The organism is Clostridium aestuarii, from assembly GCF_026735135.1.
GTDB lineage: Bacteria > Bacillota > Clostridia > Clostridiales > Clostridiaceae > Clostridium_H > Clostridium_H aestuarii.
In genome coordinates this window covers 509,051-526,413 of sequence record NZ_JAPQER010000001.1, presented here as the reverse complement: position 1 = coordinate 526,413, position 17,363 = coordinate 509,051, and the positions used below count along the sequence as shown (strand labels likewise).

At 27.6% G+C, this 17,363-nt stretch carries 17 protein-coding genes; 15 read left to right on the top strand and 2 right to left on the bottom strand.

Translation table 11 applies throughout. From position 1 onward, the window contains the following. The first annotated feature begins 27 nt into the window (after positions 1-27). The 3 genes from OW763_RS02210 (at position 28) to OW763_RS02200 (ending at position 2,327) form a co-directional block, all read left to right on the top strand. Positions 28-1,092 carry a DUF3794 domain-containing protein gene (locus OW763_RS02210; RefSeq protein ID WP_268039425.1) on the top strand — a complete coding sequence of 355 codons (1,065 nt, stop codon included), beginning with the start codon at positions 28-30 and terminating at the stop codon, positions 1,090-1,092. 37 nt (positions 1,093-1,129) lie between these two features. Continuing rightward, complete coding sequence (locus OW763_RS02205) at positions 1,130-1,663, top strand: DUF3794 domain-containing protein (RefSeq protein ID WP_268039424.1); 534 nt, start codon at positions 1,130-1,132, stop codon at positions 1,661-1,663. Between the two features lie 187 nt (positions 1,664-1,850). Next, positions 1,851-2,327 carry a DUF3794 domain-containing protein gene (locus tag OW763_RS02200; protein ID WP_268039423.1) on the top strand — a complete coding sequence of 159 codons (477 nt, stop codon included), beginning with the start codon at positions 1,851-1,853 and terminating at the stop codon, positions 2,325-2,327. A gap of 45 nt (positions 2,328-2,372) precedes the next feature. On the opposite strand, the gene OW763_RS02195 is transcribed toward OW763_RS02200, so the two are convergent. Then, the gene (locus tag OW763_RS02195) at positions 2,373-2,774 is read right to left on the bottom strand and encodes a hypothetical protein (RefSeq protein ID WP_268039422.1); all 402 of its coding nucleotides are present in this window, start codon (positions 2,772-2,774) and stop codon (positions 2,373-2,375) included. 200 nt (positions 2,775-2,974) lie between these two features. Here OW763_RS02195 and OW763_RS02190 point away from each other — a divergent pair, with 200 nt between their 5' ends. The 3 genes from OW763_RS02190 to OW763_RS02180 all read left to right on the top strand — a co-directional run bounded on the left by OW763_RS02190 (position 2,975) and on the right by OW763_RS02180 (position 5,769). Continuing rightward, a complete protein-coding gene (locus OW763_RS02190) occupies positions 2,975-3,634 on the top strand; it encodes an SPOCS domain-containing protein (protein WP_268039421.1) in 660 nt (219 codons plus the stop codon). Between the two features lie 9 nt (positions 3,635-3,643). Next, positions 3,644-4,777, top strand: coding sequence for a glycosyltransferase family 4 protein (locus OW763_RS02185; protein ID WP_268039420.1), 1,134 nt, complete (start codon positions 3,644-3,646; stop codon positions 4,775-4,777). A 137-nt stretch (positions 4,778-4,914) separates the two neighbouring features. Then, a complete protein-coding gene (locus tag OW763_RS02180; protein WP_268039419.1) occupies positions 4,915-5,769 on the top strand; it encodes a DNRLRE domain-containing protein in 855 nt (284 codons plus the stop codon). 61 nt (positions 5,770-5,830) lie between these two features. On the opposite strand, the gene OW763_RS02175 is transcribed toward OW763_RS02180, so the two are convergent. Then, positions 5,831-6,871: a M42 family metallopeptidase gene (locus OW763_RS02175; protein ID WP_268039418.1), complete on the bottom strand. Its 1,041-nt coding sequence runs from the start codon at positions 6,869-6,871 to the stop codon at positions 5,831-5,833. A gap of 121 nt (positions 6,872-6,992) precedes the next feature. Here OW763_RS02175 and OW763_RS02170 point away from each other — a divergent pair, with 121 nt between their 5' ends. The 9 genes from OW763_RS02170 (at position 6,993) to OW763_RS02130 (ending at position 17,272) form a co-directional block, all read left to right on the top strand. Beyond that, a complete protein-coding gene (locus tag OW763_RS02170; protein ID WP_268039417.1) occupies positions 6,993-8,372 on the top strand; it encodes a VanW family protein in 1,380 nt (459 codons plus the stop codon). Between the two features lie 249 nt (positions 8,373-8,621). Next, positions 8,622-9,437, top strand: coding sequence for a Cof-type HAD-IIB family hydrolase (locus tag OW763_RS02165; RefSeq protein ID WP_268039416.1), 816 nt, complete (start codon positions 8,622-8,624; stop codon positions 9,435-9,437). Positions 9,438-9,510: 73 nt separating this feature from the next. Further along, complete coding sequence (splB, locus tag OW763_RS02160; RefSeq protein ID WP_268039415.1) at positions 9,511-10,521, top strand: spore photoproduct lyase; 1,011 nt, start codon at positions 9,511-9,513, stop codon at positions 10,519-10,521. 82 nt (positions 10,522-10,603) lie between these two features. Next, a complete protein-coding gene (trmL, locus tag OW763_RS02155) occupies positions 10,604-11,089 on the top strand; it encodes a tRNA (uridine(34)/cytosine(34)/5-carboxymethylaminomethyluridine(34)-2'-O)-methyltransferase TrmL (protein ID WP_268039414.1) in 486 nt (161 codons plus the stop codon). Positions 11,090-11,099: 10 nt separating this feature from the next. Next, a complete protein-coding gene (locus tag OW763_RS02150) occupies positions 11,100-11,942 on the top strand; it encodes a DegV family protein (protein WP_268039413.1) in 843 nt (280 codons plus the stop codon). Between the two features lie 222 nt (positions 11,943-12,164). Continuing rightward, entirely contained in the window at positions 12,165-13,529 is a 1,365-nt protein-coding gene (gene rpoN / locus OW763_RS02145) for an RNA polymerase factor sigma-54 (RefSeq protein ID WP_268039811.1), read from the top strand. Between the two features lie 156 nt (positions 13,530-13,685). Next, positions 13,686-14,756: a sugar-binding transcriptional regulator gene (locus tag OW763_RS02140; protein WP_418921780.1), complete on the top strand. Its 1,071-nt coding sequence runs from the start codon at positions 13,686-13,688 to the stop codon at positions 14,754-14,756. Positions 14,757-14,831: 75 nt separating this feature from the next. Further along, positions 14,832-15,839, top strand: coding sequence for a type I glyceraldehyde-3-phosphate dehydrogenase (gene gap, locus OW763_RS02135; RefSeq protein WP_268039411.1), 1,008 nt, complete (start codon positions 14,832-14,834; stop codon positions 15,837-15,839). A gap of 308 nt (positions 15,840-16,147) precedes the next feature. Then, positions 16,148-17,272, top strand: coding sequence for a BMP family lipoprotein (locus OW763_RS02130; protein WP_268039410.1), 1,125 nt, complete (start codon positions 16,148-16,150; stop codon positions 17,270-17,272). Positions 17,273-17,363 lie beyond the last annotated feature (91 nt).

Below are 17,363 nucleotides of genomic sequence, written 5' to 3'. Positions count from 1 at the left end.
ATAGGCATAATAAAGGAGGAATATAGTTTGAACTGTATAGAAAATGATATGATTCATGTTTCAGGATTGTGTGATCCTAATGGATTTGATTTAGCAAGTCCTAATAATTCTTGGACGGAGATATCTGTGCCAGAAACCTTAACTATACCAGAGCAAAAGCCTGATATAGAGCAGATAAATTCGGTAAATGCAAGTGTGGAAATTTTTAGAAAAAAGGTAATTGTTACACCAAATTCTGATGGAGAAAATGAAGAAGGAAAGATATTAACTGGAAGAAAACTTATTATAGAAGGGAATTTATGCCAAGCGATAGAATATACGGCACTTGAAGAAAAGCAATCTGTGCATACGGCACATTTTAAAATACCATTCTCAGCGTTTATAGTTTTGAAGGATTTATATGATTTTAGTACTGTTACAGATATAGATCCATTGGATTTAGATTTTGATGTAAAAGCTTGTGTTGAAGATGTATTTATTCAAGGATTTAATACTAGACAGATATTCAAGAATGTAACATTATTCCTACAAGCTGTTCCAAGAGTTATACCAGAATGTGAAGATGAAGACTGTGAATGTGAAGAAGATCAAATTCTTACAAAAGGAGTATGTAGTGTAGATAAATTAGTGGGAATGTTAGGAACAGATGAGGATACATGGACTGAAATATTCATACCAGAATTTTTGAATGTTCCTTGTCAGAAACCAGAAATTGAGCAGTTGCTAAGTGTTAGTTCTAGAGTTATGCTTTTATCTCAAAAAGTTGTTAAAACTCCTGGAGCTTTTGATAGTACGGGTGTTCCAGTAGATAACAAAGAGGGTACAAAACTTACAAATAGGAAGCTAATAATTGAAGGAATATTAAGACAAAAAGTAATTTATACAGCAGATGTTCCAGAACAGTCAGTTCATTCAACACATTTTGATGTACCATTTTCAGCATTTATAGTATTACCAAAAGATACACTTCTTTCATCAAAATTTAAAATAGAACCTTGTATTGAAGATATATTTGCTTGCAAACTAGATAAAAAACTAATATTTAAGAATATAACTTTATTTATAAAAGCAACACAAATAACTTGTGTATAATATGATGAAGTGAAAGTATAAGGAGGGGTATGTATTAATGAGTTGTGGATGTTGTAATCAAGCTAATAGAGCAGTCGATATTGTAGGGTTATGTGATACTGATAAAATAATATTTGATCCTAATGTACCAGAAGAATATGCTTGGACAGAAATGAGTATACCAGAAGTTTTAAGAATACCTTGTCAAAAACCAGAGATTGAAAGTGTGGACAGAGTATTTGTAAGAGTAAAAATAATATCTAAAAAAGTAATTGATACTCCAGATAGTGAGACTGTAGAAAATGAAGAAGGAACTTTGCTTACTGGTAAAAAACTTATAGTTGAGGGAATACTTAAGCAAAAGATTGTTTATACAGCATTATTACCAGATCAACCAGTACATTCAGCAAATTTTGATATACCATTTTCAGCATTTATTGTATTAGATTCAACTGCAGAATTGGAAGATGAGTATTGTGTTGAGACTTGTGTTGAAGATGTGTATGTTAAAGTATTAGGTAAAAAAGAAATTTTTAAGAATGTGACTTTACTTTTAAGAGCTAAAAAATTAGAAAGTTTTGTATGTCCATAATAGATAATAAATTTATGGTTATAGAAATATTATATATAATTTTAAACAATAAAATTTAAATAATGTAGATAATTAAAAGCTTTCTTGAACTATAAGAAAGCTTTTAATTATAAATAAAGCATAATATTAATTAATAAAAATATGAATATACATATAGTAGTTTAATAAGAAAAGGGTGAGAAATTTAATGGCTAGTATAGTTAGAAATTTAATAAAATTTACAGGATTAGCTGATGAACTTCCAAAAAAACCATTGTGTTTCAAACAATTTAATATAGGAAAAACATTAAGAATACCTTACACAAAACCAGAGGTTAAACAAATTATAGAAGTTATGACTGGAATTTATATTGTTAATACAAAAGTTATAAAAACTCCAACAATTAAGTCAGTAGAGGGTCAGAATTTAACAGGATTTAAATTAATAGTTGAAGGGAATTTAGGATGTCAAATTCAATATGAAGCTGATGAACCAACTCAAAGTGTTCATGAAGTATATTTCAATGTACCGTTTAGCTCATTTATTGTATTTCCATCAAAGTTTGATATAGGAGATTGTGTGGAGGTTGAAGGATGTGTTGAAGATATATATGCAAAAAAAATAGAACAGAGAAGCATTTACATGAACACTATAGTCTTATTAGATGCAAAAATTAATAAATAAAACATATGCCAATATCTTTAATAGATATTGGCATGTGTTTAGTTCTTAATTTTCCTCATCATCAAACATACGTGATTTGGACATAAAGTTGTCATGATTTTGCTTACAGCAATTATCACATTTACTAGGTTTAACTACTATGTCTCTACTGCAAACAGGATCGTTAAACCATACTTTAATTACATAGCATTTTTTTGGATCAAGTGGACCAAATATAAATTGACCACATTCATCGGTAAAGGTATGTGTTATTGGTTTTAATTTACATCCACAGTCGCATTTATTTCTTTCAAATAATTTAACTACAGCGTTTTTTACAGGTTTATCTTTCCAATCCAAAACTATTCCATTAAGAGCAGCTCTTGGTTCGTGCTCAACTTTTATTACTGCTTCTATTTCTTCGTTTGGTTTTGGACAAAATTCATATTTTGTTAAACGAGCTCCCATAAAATATAATCCCCCTATTGAATTATTTAATATCCTTACAATTTTATTAATTAAATTATTAAGGTATGTTGGAATTAATACATTATATAATTATTTATAATATATTAACTCCTATATATTATAAATATGAATAAATAATCAATATGGTTAATAAATTTAGTATAGAAAATATATTTATTAATAAAAGGGGAAGTAATCTAATGGGTGTTATAAGAAATCATATTGACGTAGAAGGGATAACTCCTGAAGAACAATTTCCAACTAAGATAAAGAATGGTCAGATTCTTGAGTATTCAGAAATAGAAAATATTTTTATTCCTAAATATAATACTGGTATCAAAAATATATTTCAAATAGTAATTGATGTGAAGGTAACAAATACTAAAATTATAGATATACCTTTAGGCAAAATGGTTATTATTGATGGAGTAAAAAAGATAAAGATTATTTATGGAGGAAGGGGACATTCAAATAAAGCTAATATTGTTAATTTGGAATTGCCTTATAATACTTTTTTTGAATTACCAAGAGATAAAGAAATAGGTGATATTAATGTTTTGATTGTAGATGCATATTTTAATTTAATTGGCTCTAGAAAAGTATATGGTCACATTGTATATTTAGTCGATATTCATTATGGAGATGGCAGTTTTAGTAATAAAGAAAAAGAAGTTAAACAAGGAAAAATCAAAAAACAAGAAATAGAACAAGTAGAAGAAATTAAGGAAGCAGAAATTTTAAGAGAATTAAGTAAAGAAAGTATGCTTGATGTTACTGATGAAATATTGATATCTAAAGAAAATATTAATAACGAAGATGATGAAAAAGAATTGATTGACATAGAAGCTGAATATCTGTGAGGTGGTAAGATGAAAATATGTATTGATGGAATAGGATTGAGCAATTTAAAAGGTACAAGTTTATATTCGTACACTAGTGAATTTTTAAATAATTTATTTGAAATGTACCTTCAACCTGAATATCAAGTAGTATGGGGAAAGTCTAAATATATTACTTCTTTAGGTGAAAAAAATAAGTTATCATATTTAAATTTAGAAATGAATAGAGCTAAAAATGATTATAGAAAACTGGAACAGCATATTAAAAAGGACAATGTAAAATTATATCATTCTTTAAATAATGGATTTAGTATTCCTTTTGAAAAAAATTGTAAAAATGTTAGTACTATTTATGATTTATCACCTATGGAAAATATGTTATTTACTGATAAAAAATATTACGAAAAATTCATGACGGTATTTCCAAATACTGTAGAGAAGTCTGATAAGATAATAGTAGTATCCAACTTTATAAAAAAACAAATAATTAAATATTTTCATATCGATGAAAATAATATTAAAGTAATATATCCAGGGTGTTCAAAACAATTTGAACCTATTGAGTATGAAGTTTGTAAAAAAGTATTAAAAAATAATTATAATATAGAAGGAGATTTCTTATTATACGTTGGAAGTGTACATCAGAGAAAAAACTTACATATACTCTTTAAAGTTTTAAAACAAATAAAAGAATATAGATATACAAAGGATATAAAGCTTGTTATATTGGGAAAATATGATGGAAAAAGAGAAGAGTATTATTCTAAATTAAAAATTTTAGCTGAACATTTGAAGATTAAGGATTCGATAATTTTTACAGGTACAGTTGATTATAAAGATGTGAAGTATTTTTATAATGCAGCTCAATGTTTAATTAATTTATCGCAATATGATGGTTTCCCTTTATCAGTTTTGGAAGCTATGGCGTGTAAAACCCCTGTTATATGCAACAACAATGATTTGTTTAAAGAAGTAGTAGGGGAAGGAGGAATCTTAGTAGATATTGATGATGAAATGTATATGAAAGATGCAGTGCTGGAAACATTATTAAATAAAAATTATAGAAATTTTGTCGGTGAATCAGGAAAAAAACAAAGTGAAAAATATAAATGGAGTAATAGCATAGAAAAAACAATTGAAATTTATGAGTCGTTGGCTTATTAAAATAAAAGTGCATTGCACTTTTATTTTAATAAAGGTCACATATGGTTTTATAGTACATATTATAATTATATGAATACAGTTTTTATTTGACGTATATTGAATAGTTAGACACTTTTAAATAATAAGGAGTGAATATCATGGCTAGTGTGACATTGGAAGCATTACAGGATGCCAGCATTTACGATTTAGAGCCTGATAGAAATATGGGACATGATACTGAGCTTTATTGTGGTAAAAATAGAGGAGGTATATATAGAACTTTATTAAATTTTGATATCTCTTCTATTCCTAAAGCAGCCATTATAGAAAAAGCTATATTAAAGTTATATATACTTCGAAACAATGTACCGAGTGTTGTAAAGCAAACTAAAGTGTACAAGCTTTTAGCTGGGTTTGATGAATATACTGTTACTTATTCAAATCAACCAGCTTTTCATCCCAATCCACAAGCCTCAGTAAATATTATTTCACAACGAGATGCTTATTTGGAATGGAATTTAACATCTTTAGTAACTGACTGGTATACAGAAAATACTACAAATTATGGAGTAATGTTAAGAGGTTTAGAAACTGAAAATTCTCTTACTGTTTTTCCAAGTAGAACTTATTCTCTTGAGTATAAGCATCCTATACTTGAAGTTAGTTATGTAATTGATGGAATAATTATTGAATATGAACCTGAAGATATTATAAGTACAGGTGAGTGGGCTTATTCAATTCCTATTCCTTTAGATAATAGAACTGCAAATTTTGGAATAGAGAACAATGGTCCTAAAAATGTATGCGTAATTACACAGCTTAGTGCTGATAAAAATATATGGATTGATAGTCATACATCTTCTGTTAGTTTATGTACACTGAATCCAGGCGATAATATGGTTTTAACTACAAATGCTAATATGGCTTACGTTCGCTTGAAATGTAAAGCCCTTGAGTGTACAAATCCTGGTGATTATGCACAAATAAGAATATATCCTACAATCAAAGGATAATGATAAAAAACCTACACGTATAAAATGTGTAGGTTTTTTAAGAATAAAAACAAATCTAGGTTTATTCTTTTTGACAGTAGTTTAATAGTAAATCAACTGTTGCCATAATCGAATCTATGTGAGTTCTTTCATAAGCGTGAGATGCAAAAACACCAGGCCCTATTAAAGCAGTTTTAATATCCCATCCAGACCTAAGAGCAGCTGATGCATCTGAGCCATAGTGTGGATAAGTATCTATTTTATAATTGATTTTATTTTCTTTACATATGTTTATTAGTTTTTTTCTTAATTCATAATCATAAGGTCCAGAAGAATCTTTTGCACATATACATACGCTGTATTCTGAAGAGTTTTGCCCAGGACCAGGACAGCCCATGTCAACAGATATGAATTCTTTAGTTAGCTCTGGAATAGCTGCTGAAGCACCATGCCCTACTTCTTCATAGTTACTTATAAAGAAATTAGTTGTATAAGGCAGTTCTATATTATTAGCAATTATATAATTTATAGCATATAAAATTACAGCGGTACTTGCTTTATCATCAAGATGCCTTGATTTGATAAAGCCTTTTTCGGTAAATGTAGTTCTAGGATCAAAGGCTATGAAATCTCCAATATTTATTCCTAGTTTTTCAACATCTTCTTTGGTGAAAATTTTTTCATCTAATACTACTTCCATATTTTCTGAAGTTCTTTTAAGATCACGAGCGTCATCTCCACTTATGTGTACCGATGGTTTTGTAGTTTGTATAGTTCCAGTATATGTTTTATCGTCTAAGGTGAAAATAAGACAATTTTCGCCTTCGACAGAATTCCCCATAAAACCACCAATTGGTGTTATAGCTAGAGTTCCGTTAGGTTTTATTTCTTTTACCATAGCACCTAGTGTATCAACATGAGATGAGAAGGTCCTTTGATGAGCATTATTTTTACCTTCAATTGTAACTATTATGACACCTTTATTAGTAGTGATAAATGGTATATTTAATATATAAAGTTCTTCCTTGATATAATCAGTTACTTTATTAGTATATCCAGAAGGGCTTGGTGTAGATAATATATTTTTTAAATAATATTTAATTTTATTTTCGTTGTATTGCATAATATCACTCCTTTAAATGAATTTTAGCATAAATTTAATTAATAACCAATGAGAAAAACATTTCGAGTGCAATTATTATGTGTTTTATAGTATAATAAACGAGAAAGAGAGGAGAAATGGCATGAGTAGAAAAGAAAAAAATACAAATAAAAAGAAAAAAAATAAGAAATTATTAAGTTCCTTCTTAGCTATATGCTTAATTGGAGCCTCCGCAGCAATGAGTTATGTATATTTTACTACTCAAAAGTGGAATAATGTAATTTTTCCTAATGTTATAATTAAAAATATTGATTTAACAGGAAAAACTAAAGAAGAAGCAATTAATATTTTAAGAGAAAAATATGGAGATGAAGTATTAAAAAGAAAAATAAATATTAAAACTTCAAATAGAACTTATACTATAGGATATTCGGGGTTGAATGCTAAATACAATATTTATGAAGTTATAGATGAGGCTTTGACTTATGGTAAAAATTTAAATATGATAGAAAAGTATAAACTCATAAGAAACCCTCAAAACAAAGAACTTAGTCTTAAGTTTTCATATAATGAAAAACCCATAGAAGATACTATTAAATCCATGGAAAAAGAAATAAATAAGCAGCCTATAGATGCAAAAATTAAGATGGAAAATGGTAGTTTTAAAACAACTGCAGATGTCAAAGGTGCAGAGCTAGAATCAGATAAGTTAAAACAAGAAATTGTAGCTAAAATAAATGAACAAACTAATAGTGACATTAATATAGAAGCACCTATTAAGATTTTGTCATCAAAAGTAACACAAAATGCATTAAAATCAATTAATACAAAATTAACTGGATGGTCTACAGATTTTACATCGTCTTCAGAAGAAAGATCTACTAACATAATAGTAGCTACTGGAAGTATTAATGGTACAGTACTAATGCCAGGTGAAGCTTTTAGTTTTAATGAGATAGTTGGAGAAAGAACAAAAGATAGAGGATATAAAGCAGCTCCTGTAATAGTAAATAAAAAGATGGAATATGGACTTGGAGGTGGAATATGCCAAGTTTCCACAACATTATATCAGGCTATATTAAGAACAAACTTAAAAGTAACAGAAAGAGTACATCATACCTTTCCTTCTCATTATGCTGGTTTAGGATTGGATGCAACTATAGATTGGGGAAATATAGATTTGAAATTTAAAAATACTCTTGATAAGCCTATATATATACAAGGGTATATTAAAAACAAAAATGTGTATTTTAATATTTATTCAAATTCTGAATTAAATAAAAGAAAGTATACTATAACAACAGATTTATATGAAAAGATAGAACCTAAAATACAATATCAAGATAATCCAAGTCTTCCAGAAGGAAAATATGAAGTAATGAGAAAGGCTCATACTGGATATAGAGTTAAAGTATATCGAAATACTATAGAGAATGGTAAGACAATAAATAAAGAACTGATTTATAAAGATTATTATGTGGTAGTAAATGGAATAACTAAAAAAGGAACTAAGAAGATTTAATAAGTTGAATTCTTTAATTTAAATAAAATTTAAAGGCTATAAATATAGGAAGCTACTATATTTATAGCCTGATTTTTATTTGAAAAATTTTAAACTGTATATTAAATTAAAGGTTGAAGTTCATACTAGTATAATAATAAAATACAAATATGTTTTATGATATAATTATTTATTGTAATTTTAAAAAGTGGCATATTAAGTATAAGAAGATATATTAAGTGGAGAAAAATACTTTAAGGAGATGATACTATGGAATATAAGTTAATATGTTTAGATATGGATGGTACACTGCTAAATGATGAAAAGACAATCAGTATTAGAAATAAAGAAGCTATAAAAAAAGCTCATGATAAAGGGGTAAAGATAGCTATATGTACAGGGAGATTATTTATTTCAGCAAAATATTATGCTAATTTAATTGGAATAAAAGCACCTATAATAGCTTCAAATGGTTCGTATATTAGAGAAAAAGATAGAGATGAAGTTATATATCAATCATTATTAAATAAAGAAGATTGTCAAATAATATGGTCAATTATAAAAAAATATGATTTTTTAAGTTGTTTTAATACATACGATACTATTATTTCTAATAAGCCTTTTTCAAAAGGAGATTTTTATTATAAGATAAATGATAGTTTACCAGATAATATGAAAATTAAGCTAAAAGTACTTCCCGAGTTTGAAGGAGCTTTTTCCAATAATGATATTCTTAAATTCATATGCTTAAGTAAGGATTATGATAATTTAAGAAAAGCTAAAGAAGAAATAAAAGGTTTAAATAAGTTTGAAGTAGTGAGCTCTTCTATTAATAATTTTGAAATAATAAATAAAAATTCTTCTAAAGGGAAAGCTGTAGAGGTATTAGCTGGATTTTATGATTTAAAAAAAGAAGAAATTATGTGTATAGGAGATAACGAGAATGATTTATCCATGATTGAGTATGCAGGAATGGGAGTAGCTATGGGTAATGCTGAAGAATTTGTGAAGAGTAAAGCTAATTTTATTACTGATACTAATAATAACGATGGAATAGCAAAAGTTATAGAGAAATTTATTTTATAGTGCTATGAGAATTGTATAGGTGAAATAGGTTAAAGACATACTATCCATGATTAAAAATAAAGGAGAGGATAGTATGTTTGAACCTAAAAGAGTTATTTTTGAAAAAAAAGTTATAGAGTATGGACTTGGAAAAGAGTTATTTCATAAATTTAAAAATAACAAAAATGTTGAAATAATGTTTTCTAAAAGTGGGCGTATAACAGGAATACCTGGATCAACTCCTAGTGAAAAATATGGTGAAGGAAAGAATACTTTGGTGGTTGGAGAAAGAAAAACTTTAGAATTTCAATCATGTAAACCATCAGCACATTATCAGTTGCCACTTGTAAGTGGGTGTATGGGAATGTGTGAATATTGTTATCTTAATACTCAGATGGGTAAGAAGCCGTATATAAAAATACATACAAATCTACAAGAAATTTTGAATAAAGCTGGAGAGTACATAGAAAAGAGAAAACCAGAAATAACTATATTTGAAGGAGCAGCAACTTCTGATCCAGTACCTATAGAGGGATATAGTGGTGCATTAGAAGCTGCTATTAAATATTTTAGTAAAAATGAATATTCGAAGTTTAGATTTGTAACAAAATATACAGATGTAGATAATTTGCTTAATATAGAACATAATGGAAAAACTATGATAAGATTTAGTATTAATACAGATGAAATTATAAAAGTATATGAACATAGGACACCATGTTTACAAAAAAGGTTGGAAGCTGCATATAAAATTAGTGAAAGTGGATATGAGTTAGGCTTTATAATTGCGCCTGTATTTTTATGTAATAAATGGGAAAATCAATATCTACAACTTTTGATTAAGGTAGCTGATATTTTTAAGGATAAAAAAATAAGATTTGAGATAATTTCTCATAGATTCACTAAACGAGCAAAAGAAAATATTATAAATATATTTCCAAAAACTATGCTTCCAATGGAAGAGGAAATTAGGAAATTTAAATATGGTCAATTTGGATATGGAAAATATGTATATAGAAAAGATGAATTTAAACGTATGGAAGAATTTTTTAAAGAAAATATAGAAAGATATTTTAAAAATGGTAATATAGATTATATAATATAGTTATACTTTTTTATGCTTTACCTTATCTTGTAATTAAGGTAATATATATATGTGTGTGGTGTTTTATAGAGGGGGAATAAAGATGAAAAATAATATACCAAATTTACATATAGTTTTATTTCAACCAGAAATACCTCAGAATACAGGTAATATTGGAAGAACTTGTTATTTAACTAATAGTAGACTGCATTTAATAAAACCATTAGGTTTTGAATTAGATGATAAACAAGTTAAAAGAGCTGGACTTGATTATTGGCCTCACTTAGATTTAGAAGTGCATGAATCTTTTGATGATATGATTGAAAAATATCCTGATGCTACAATATATTTATCAACTACAAAAGAAAGTAAATATCATCATGATGAAGTTCAATATAAACAAGGAGATTTTATTGTCTTTGGAAGGGAGTCGTCAGGACTACCAGATTATATTAGAGATAAATATGTTGAAAATCGTATTAGAGTTCCTATGGTGAAATCTACTACAAGATCTTTAAATCTTTCCAATACTGTAGCTATCGTAACTTATGAAGCTTTGAGACAGATAGGCTTTCCAAAAATGAAGTAGGAGGGAAGCTATGGAAAAGATTAAGATTATTACTGATAGTACATGTGACTTAAATAGAGAAATTATAGAGAAGTATGATATAGAAGTATTACCTTTAGTGGTTAATTTCGGAGAAAAAAGTTATTTAGATGGTGTAGACATAGAAATACATGAATTTTTAAGAAGAATTAAAGAAAAAGATATTTTTCCTAATACTGCTCAAATTAATCCACACAGATTTTATCAGTGTTATAAAAAATATTTGGAAGAAGGCTATAGAATAGTCTCCATACATATTTCTTCTAAAATGAGTGGAACATATCAATCAGCTTGTATTGCTAAAGAAATGTTAGAAACTGATGATATAGTAGTTATAGATAGTTTAAATGTTACATCAGGATTAGGGTTATTGGTAATTAAGGCAGCTCAACTAAAGAAACAAAAATGTAATATATATCAAATTGAAGAAAAAATTAAAGAAACACTACCGCATGTTAAAAATGCATATGCCTTTGCTAGTCTAGATCACCTAGTGAAAGGTGGAAGGCTTTCTAAAACTGCTGGAATGATAGGGAATTTTTTGGGAATAAAATTGATTCTAGCAGTTGTAGATGGGGAAATGGCAGTTGTTGATAAAGTTAGAGGAACCAAGAAGGCCATAAGAATTATTTTAAAAAAATTAGAGGAAAATACATTAAATAATGATGAAACTAGTATATTACTCCACATAGATAATGAAGATATTCGTATTCAAATTAGAAATGAATTAATTAAGAGAAAAAGTGATTTTATAGAATGTGAAGTAGGATGTGTAGTAGGAACACATTCAGGACCTAATGCGTGTGGAATAGCGTATATAGAAGATTATAACTAGAAATTACTATTAAAAAGCATAATGATACAGTGAAAAAGCATTGATGTAAATTTTTTATATCAATGCTTTTTATGTACAAACTATTTTTGCTACAAATAATGGTAATTAATGATTTTTATTGAAAATAAAGTCTGACTTTAAGTTTTAAATTATTTTTCTGTAACCGTTTTTATGTTATAATGTAAATAAAGTAATATACATAAAGTGGTGAGAATTATGAAGATGGAGTTTAAATTAAATTTAACTCAAGAACAAAAATTAATAATGACACAACAAATGCAGCTGTCAGTTCAATTGCTTCAAATGTCGAATTTTGAACTTCAGAATTATATAGAAAAAGAATTACAGGAAAATCCTGTAATTGATGCTGAGTATAAAAAAAATGAAAATAATAAATTAGATGATGATTTTGATTATAAGAAGTTTATAAAATCTATTGAAGGTGATAATTATAATTATCATGTAAATTATGATAGAGATGAGGAAATGGCATCACCGTTTAACTTTATTAGCGCAAAAAAATCTCTAAAAGAGTTTTTGCAAGAACAAATATTAGAATTAAATGAACCTGAATATATAAAATCTATATGCAAATATATGATAGAAAATATTGATGCAAGAGGATATTTAGATATTAGTATAGATGAAATAGTTGAAGAATTAGAAGTAGGTAAAGAATTGTCAGAAAAGTGTTTAAAAATAGTGCAGTCATTGGAACCGGATGGAATAGCTGCAAGAGATATTAAAGAATGTTTAAAAATACAATTGCAACAGAAATCATTAATAGATAACGATTTATTCGTAATAATAGATAAATATTTAGAGTTATTAGCTGAAAATAAATATAATGTAATTGCAAAAGAATTAAGGATAGATGTCAAAAAAGCTCAAGAATATGGTGATATTATTAAATCACTAGAACCTAAGCCATCAAGAGGTTTTTATACAGGAGAAGAAACCAAATATATAGTTCCAGAAGCATATATAAGAAAGATAAATGGAGAATATTGTATAATAATGAATGATGGTGCTATTCCGAAATTGAATATAAATAAATTATATAAATCTATTATTAATAGTCAGCAAGATAAGGATACTGTACAATTTGTAAAGAATAAATTGAATAGTGCTATGTTTTTAATAAAAAGTATTAATCAAAGAGAAAGTACAATATACAATATTATAGAAAAAATATTAGAATTACAAAAAGATTATTTTGAATATGGAGAAGAATATTTAAAACCCATGACATTAAAAGAAATTGCAGATGATTTAGGAGTGCATGAATCTACAGTAAGTAGAGCTATAAGAGAAAAATATATTCATACTCATAAAGGTACAATTAAAATAAAAGATTTGTTTACTACAGGAATTTCCCAAATAGATAGTTTTGAGGGGATATCAAACAAAATAATAAAAAAAGAAATACAAAAACTTATAGAAGATGAGAATAAGAAAAAACCTCTTTCAGATCAAAAAATATGTGACATTTTAAAAGAAAAAAATATTAATATTTCTAGAAGAACTGTAGCTAAATATAGAGAAGAAATGAGCATTAAATCTTCTAGTAAAAGGAAAAGATTTTAAATATCTTTTCTTTTTTTTGAATATATTTTATTTTTTTTGTAAAAATAAATGTAGATATCATAAAAAATTAACAATATTTTCGTAAAATACCTTTAAAAAAAATAATATTTGATTTATAATAGAAGTGGGACAACAATCAAACAAGCGGGACGTTGGATGACCAAAGAGGTGTTCGATTTGAAATTTGATTTGGAAATACAAAAGAAAATAGTTCCAGAAGTTTTAGAACTATTAGAAAAGCGATATGACATATTAACTACAATTTACTATAATCAGCCAATAGGTAGAAGAATGCTTGCTAGTTATTTAGGAATTGGCGAAAGGATAGTAAGAACAGAAGTTAATTTTTTTAAAAAACAAAATTTGGTAGATGTAAAAAGTTATGGAATGACAATAACTGATGAAGGAAGAGAAGTATTAGAAAAATTAAAAGAATTTGTACATGATTTAAAAGGTTTATCAGAAATGGAAAAATTCATAGAAAAACATTTAAATCTAAAAAAAGTTATAGTTGTTCCAGGAAATGTTGATGAAAATGAACTTGTTCTAGATCAAATAGGGAGAACTTCAGCTAATTTTTTAAAAACAATTATAAAAAATAATTATATAATAGCTTTAACTGGTGGAACTACCATAAAAAAAATAGTTGATAATGTAACTAGAACAAACGAATATAAAGACATTTTGGTAGTGCCTGCAAGAGGCGGACTTGGTAGAAGTGTTCAGATTCAAGCTAATACATTAGCTGCTAAACTTGCAGATAAATTATCAGCAGATTATAAAATGCTTCAACTTATGGAAAGTGTAGATTATAAAGAATTATTTGCTATATTTCATGAAGAAAGCATCAAAGAAGTAATAGAGTATATTCATAAAGCCGATATTCTGATATACGGTGTTGGAAAAGCTGATGAAATGGCAAAAAGAAGAGGAATAGATGATAGTAAAATAAATGAATTAAGTAAAAAAGGTGCAGTAGGAGAAGCGTTTGGATGTTATTTCAATAGAAAGGGACAAATTGTAGTTTCTACTCCAACTGCTGGAATAAAGAGTGAAGATACTAAGAAAATAAAATTACTAATAGCCATAGCAGGTGGAGAAAGCAAAGCAGAAGCTATTATTTCTGTTCAAAGATATAATTCAAAAAATATATTGATTACAGATGAAGGTGCAGCAAAAAAAATAATAGATATTATAAAAAATGAAAATACTAATAAAGATGCTTAACTTAGGTAATAAAATATAAATAAATATATTTTAAAAATAATTTTAAATTGAAATTATTTTAGGAGGTAATTTTAAATGAAAAAAGTTGCAATTAATGGATTCGGAAGAATCGGAAGAAATGTGTTTAGGTCACTATTAACAAACTACAGCAATGAGTTGGATGTAGTAGCAATCAATGATTTAACTGATCCAGCTACATTAGCTCACTTATTAAAATATGATTCACTTTATGGAAAATTTAATGGAACTGTAGAAGCTAAAGAAGGCGCTATAGTTATTAATGGAAAAGAAATAAAGATAACTGCAGAGAGAGACCCTAAAAATCTTCCATGGGGAGCAATGGGAATAGATATAGCATTAGAATGTACAGGATTATTCAAAAACAGAGAAAAAGCTCAATTACACTTAGATGCAGGAGCTAAAAAAGTTCTTATTTCAGCTCCAGCTAAAGATGAAGATATAACAATAGTTATGGGGGTTAATGAAGAAAAATATGATGCTGCTAGTCATAATATTATTTCAAATGCTTCATGTACAACAAATTGTTTAGCTCCATTTGCTAAAATACTTGATAGAGAATTTGGAATAGAAGCTGGATTAATGACTACAATTCATGCGTACACTAATGATCAAAAAATATTAGATGCTCCACACAGTGATTTGAGAAGAGCAAGAGCTGCTGCTGAATCAATGATACCAACAACTACTGGTGCTGCTAAAGCAGTTGCATTGGTATTACCTCAATTAAAAGGAAAATTAAATGGAATGGCTGTAAGAGTTCCAACTCCAACTGTTTCAATGGTTGACCTTGTATGTACAATAAGTAAAGATGCTTCAGTAGAAGAAATAAATGCTGCATTTAAGAAAGCTTCTGAAGGGGAATTAAAAGGAATTCTTGGATACAGTGAAGAACCATTAGTTTCAATAGATTACAGAAATGATTTAAGATCATCAATAGTTGATGGATTATCAACTATGACAATGGGAGATAGATTGGTAAAAGTTGTTTCTTGGTATGATAATGAAGCAGGATATTCTAATAGATTAGCTGACTTAGCAAAATTTGTAGCTGATAGATTATAATTTAAAGTTATATAACAATAATCAAAAATAAGGCTCGTTTTTAGTAAAATGAGTCTTATTTTTGTTATGTATAGTATTAAATCATAATAAAATGCTAAAAATATATAGGGAGATTTTTGGTATTTACTTGATTTTTATTTTTTATTATCGTATAGTATAAATAGAATTTTATAGGAATTCAAACAATAAAAAAATTTGAAATTACTGTAAAATTCATAAGAAATTAAAAGGTTTTTAGTAGAGGCAGAATAATGATATGTAAACCTTTACTACATATTAAGCAATTTAGTTTATAGGAGGGGAATTTTATGAAAAAAAGAAGATTAGTTGCCATTTTAGCATCAGTTGCAGTTGTTGCATCATTGTTTGCAGGTTGTGGAGATGCTGCTAAAAAAGCAGAAGAAAAACCAACATCAGATATTAAAATAGGTCTTTCAACTGATGAGGGTGGATTAAATGACAAATCATTTAACCAAGCGGCAGATGAAGGAATAAAAAAAGCAAAAGAAGAATTTAATTTTGAGTATAAGCCAGTAGAATCAACTCAAAAAGAAGATTTCATTCCACATCTTCAAACTTTAGCATTAACAGAAAATTGTAATTTAACATTTGCAATTGGATACCAAATGCAGGAAGCTTTAAAAGAAGTTGCAACTTCTGAAGAAGCTAAAGATAAACATTTTGCTATAGTTGATGCAGTAGTTGATGCTCCAAATGTTCAATCACTAGTTTTCAAAGAAAATGAAGGCTCATTCTTAGTAGGAGTTATAGCTGCAAAAACTACTAAAACTAATAAGATAGGATTTATTGGCGGTAAAGAAGGCCCAATTATAGGAAAATTTGAAGCAGGGTTTATAGCAGGTGCAAGAGCTGTAAATTCAGATATAAAAGTAGATGTTAGATATGCTGATAGTTTTGGTGATTCTAATAAAGGTTATGAATTAGCAAAATTACAATATGGAAGCGGTTGTGATGTAGTATTCCATGCTGCAGGTGGAGTTGGATTAGGATTATTTAAAGCGGCTAAAGAAATTAAAGATGCTGGAAACCAAGTTTGGGCTATAGGTGTTGACCAAGACCAAGTATTAACAGTTACAGATGAAGAGAAAAAACCTATGTATGCTGATGTAATTCTTACAAGTATGATTAAAAGAGTTGATACTGCAACATATGAAGCTGCAAAAGCAGTTGCTGAAGGAAAATTTGAAGGTGGAAAAACAATAGTATTTGGACTTAAAGAAGATGGTGTAGGAATAGCTCCAACTTCAAGAGGAGAAATTTCAGAAGACTTAAAAGATATAGTTAAACAAAATGTACCTAATGAGCTTGTAGAATTAGCAGATAAATATGCAGAAGCTATAAAAGCAGGCAAAATACAAGTTCCAGAAAAACCAGAAGAAGCTAAAACATTTACAGCAGAACCTTTACAATAAGAAATAAATATGTAAATTAGACGTTTTTATAAATTACAGAGTAAAGTATAATAAAAGCTAGATGTTATAACATCTAGCTTTTTAAAGAATA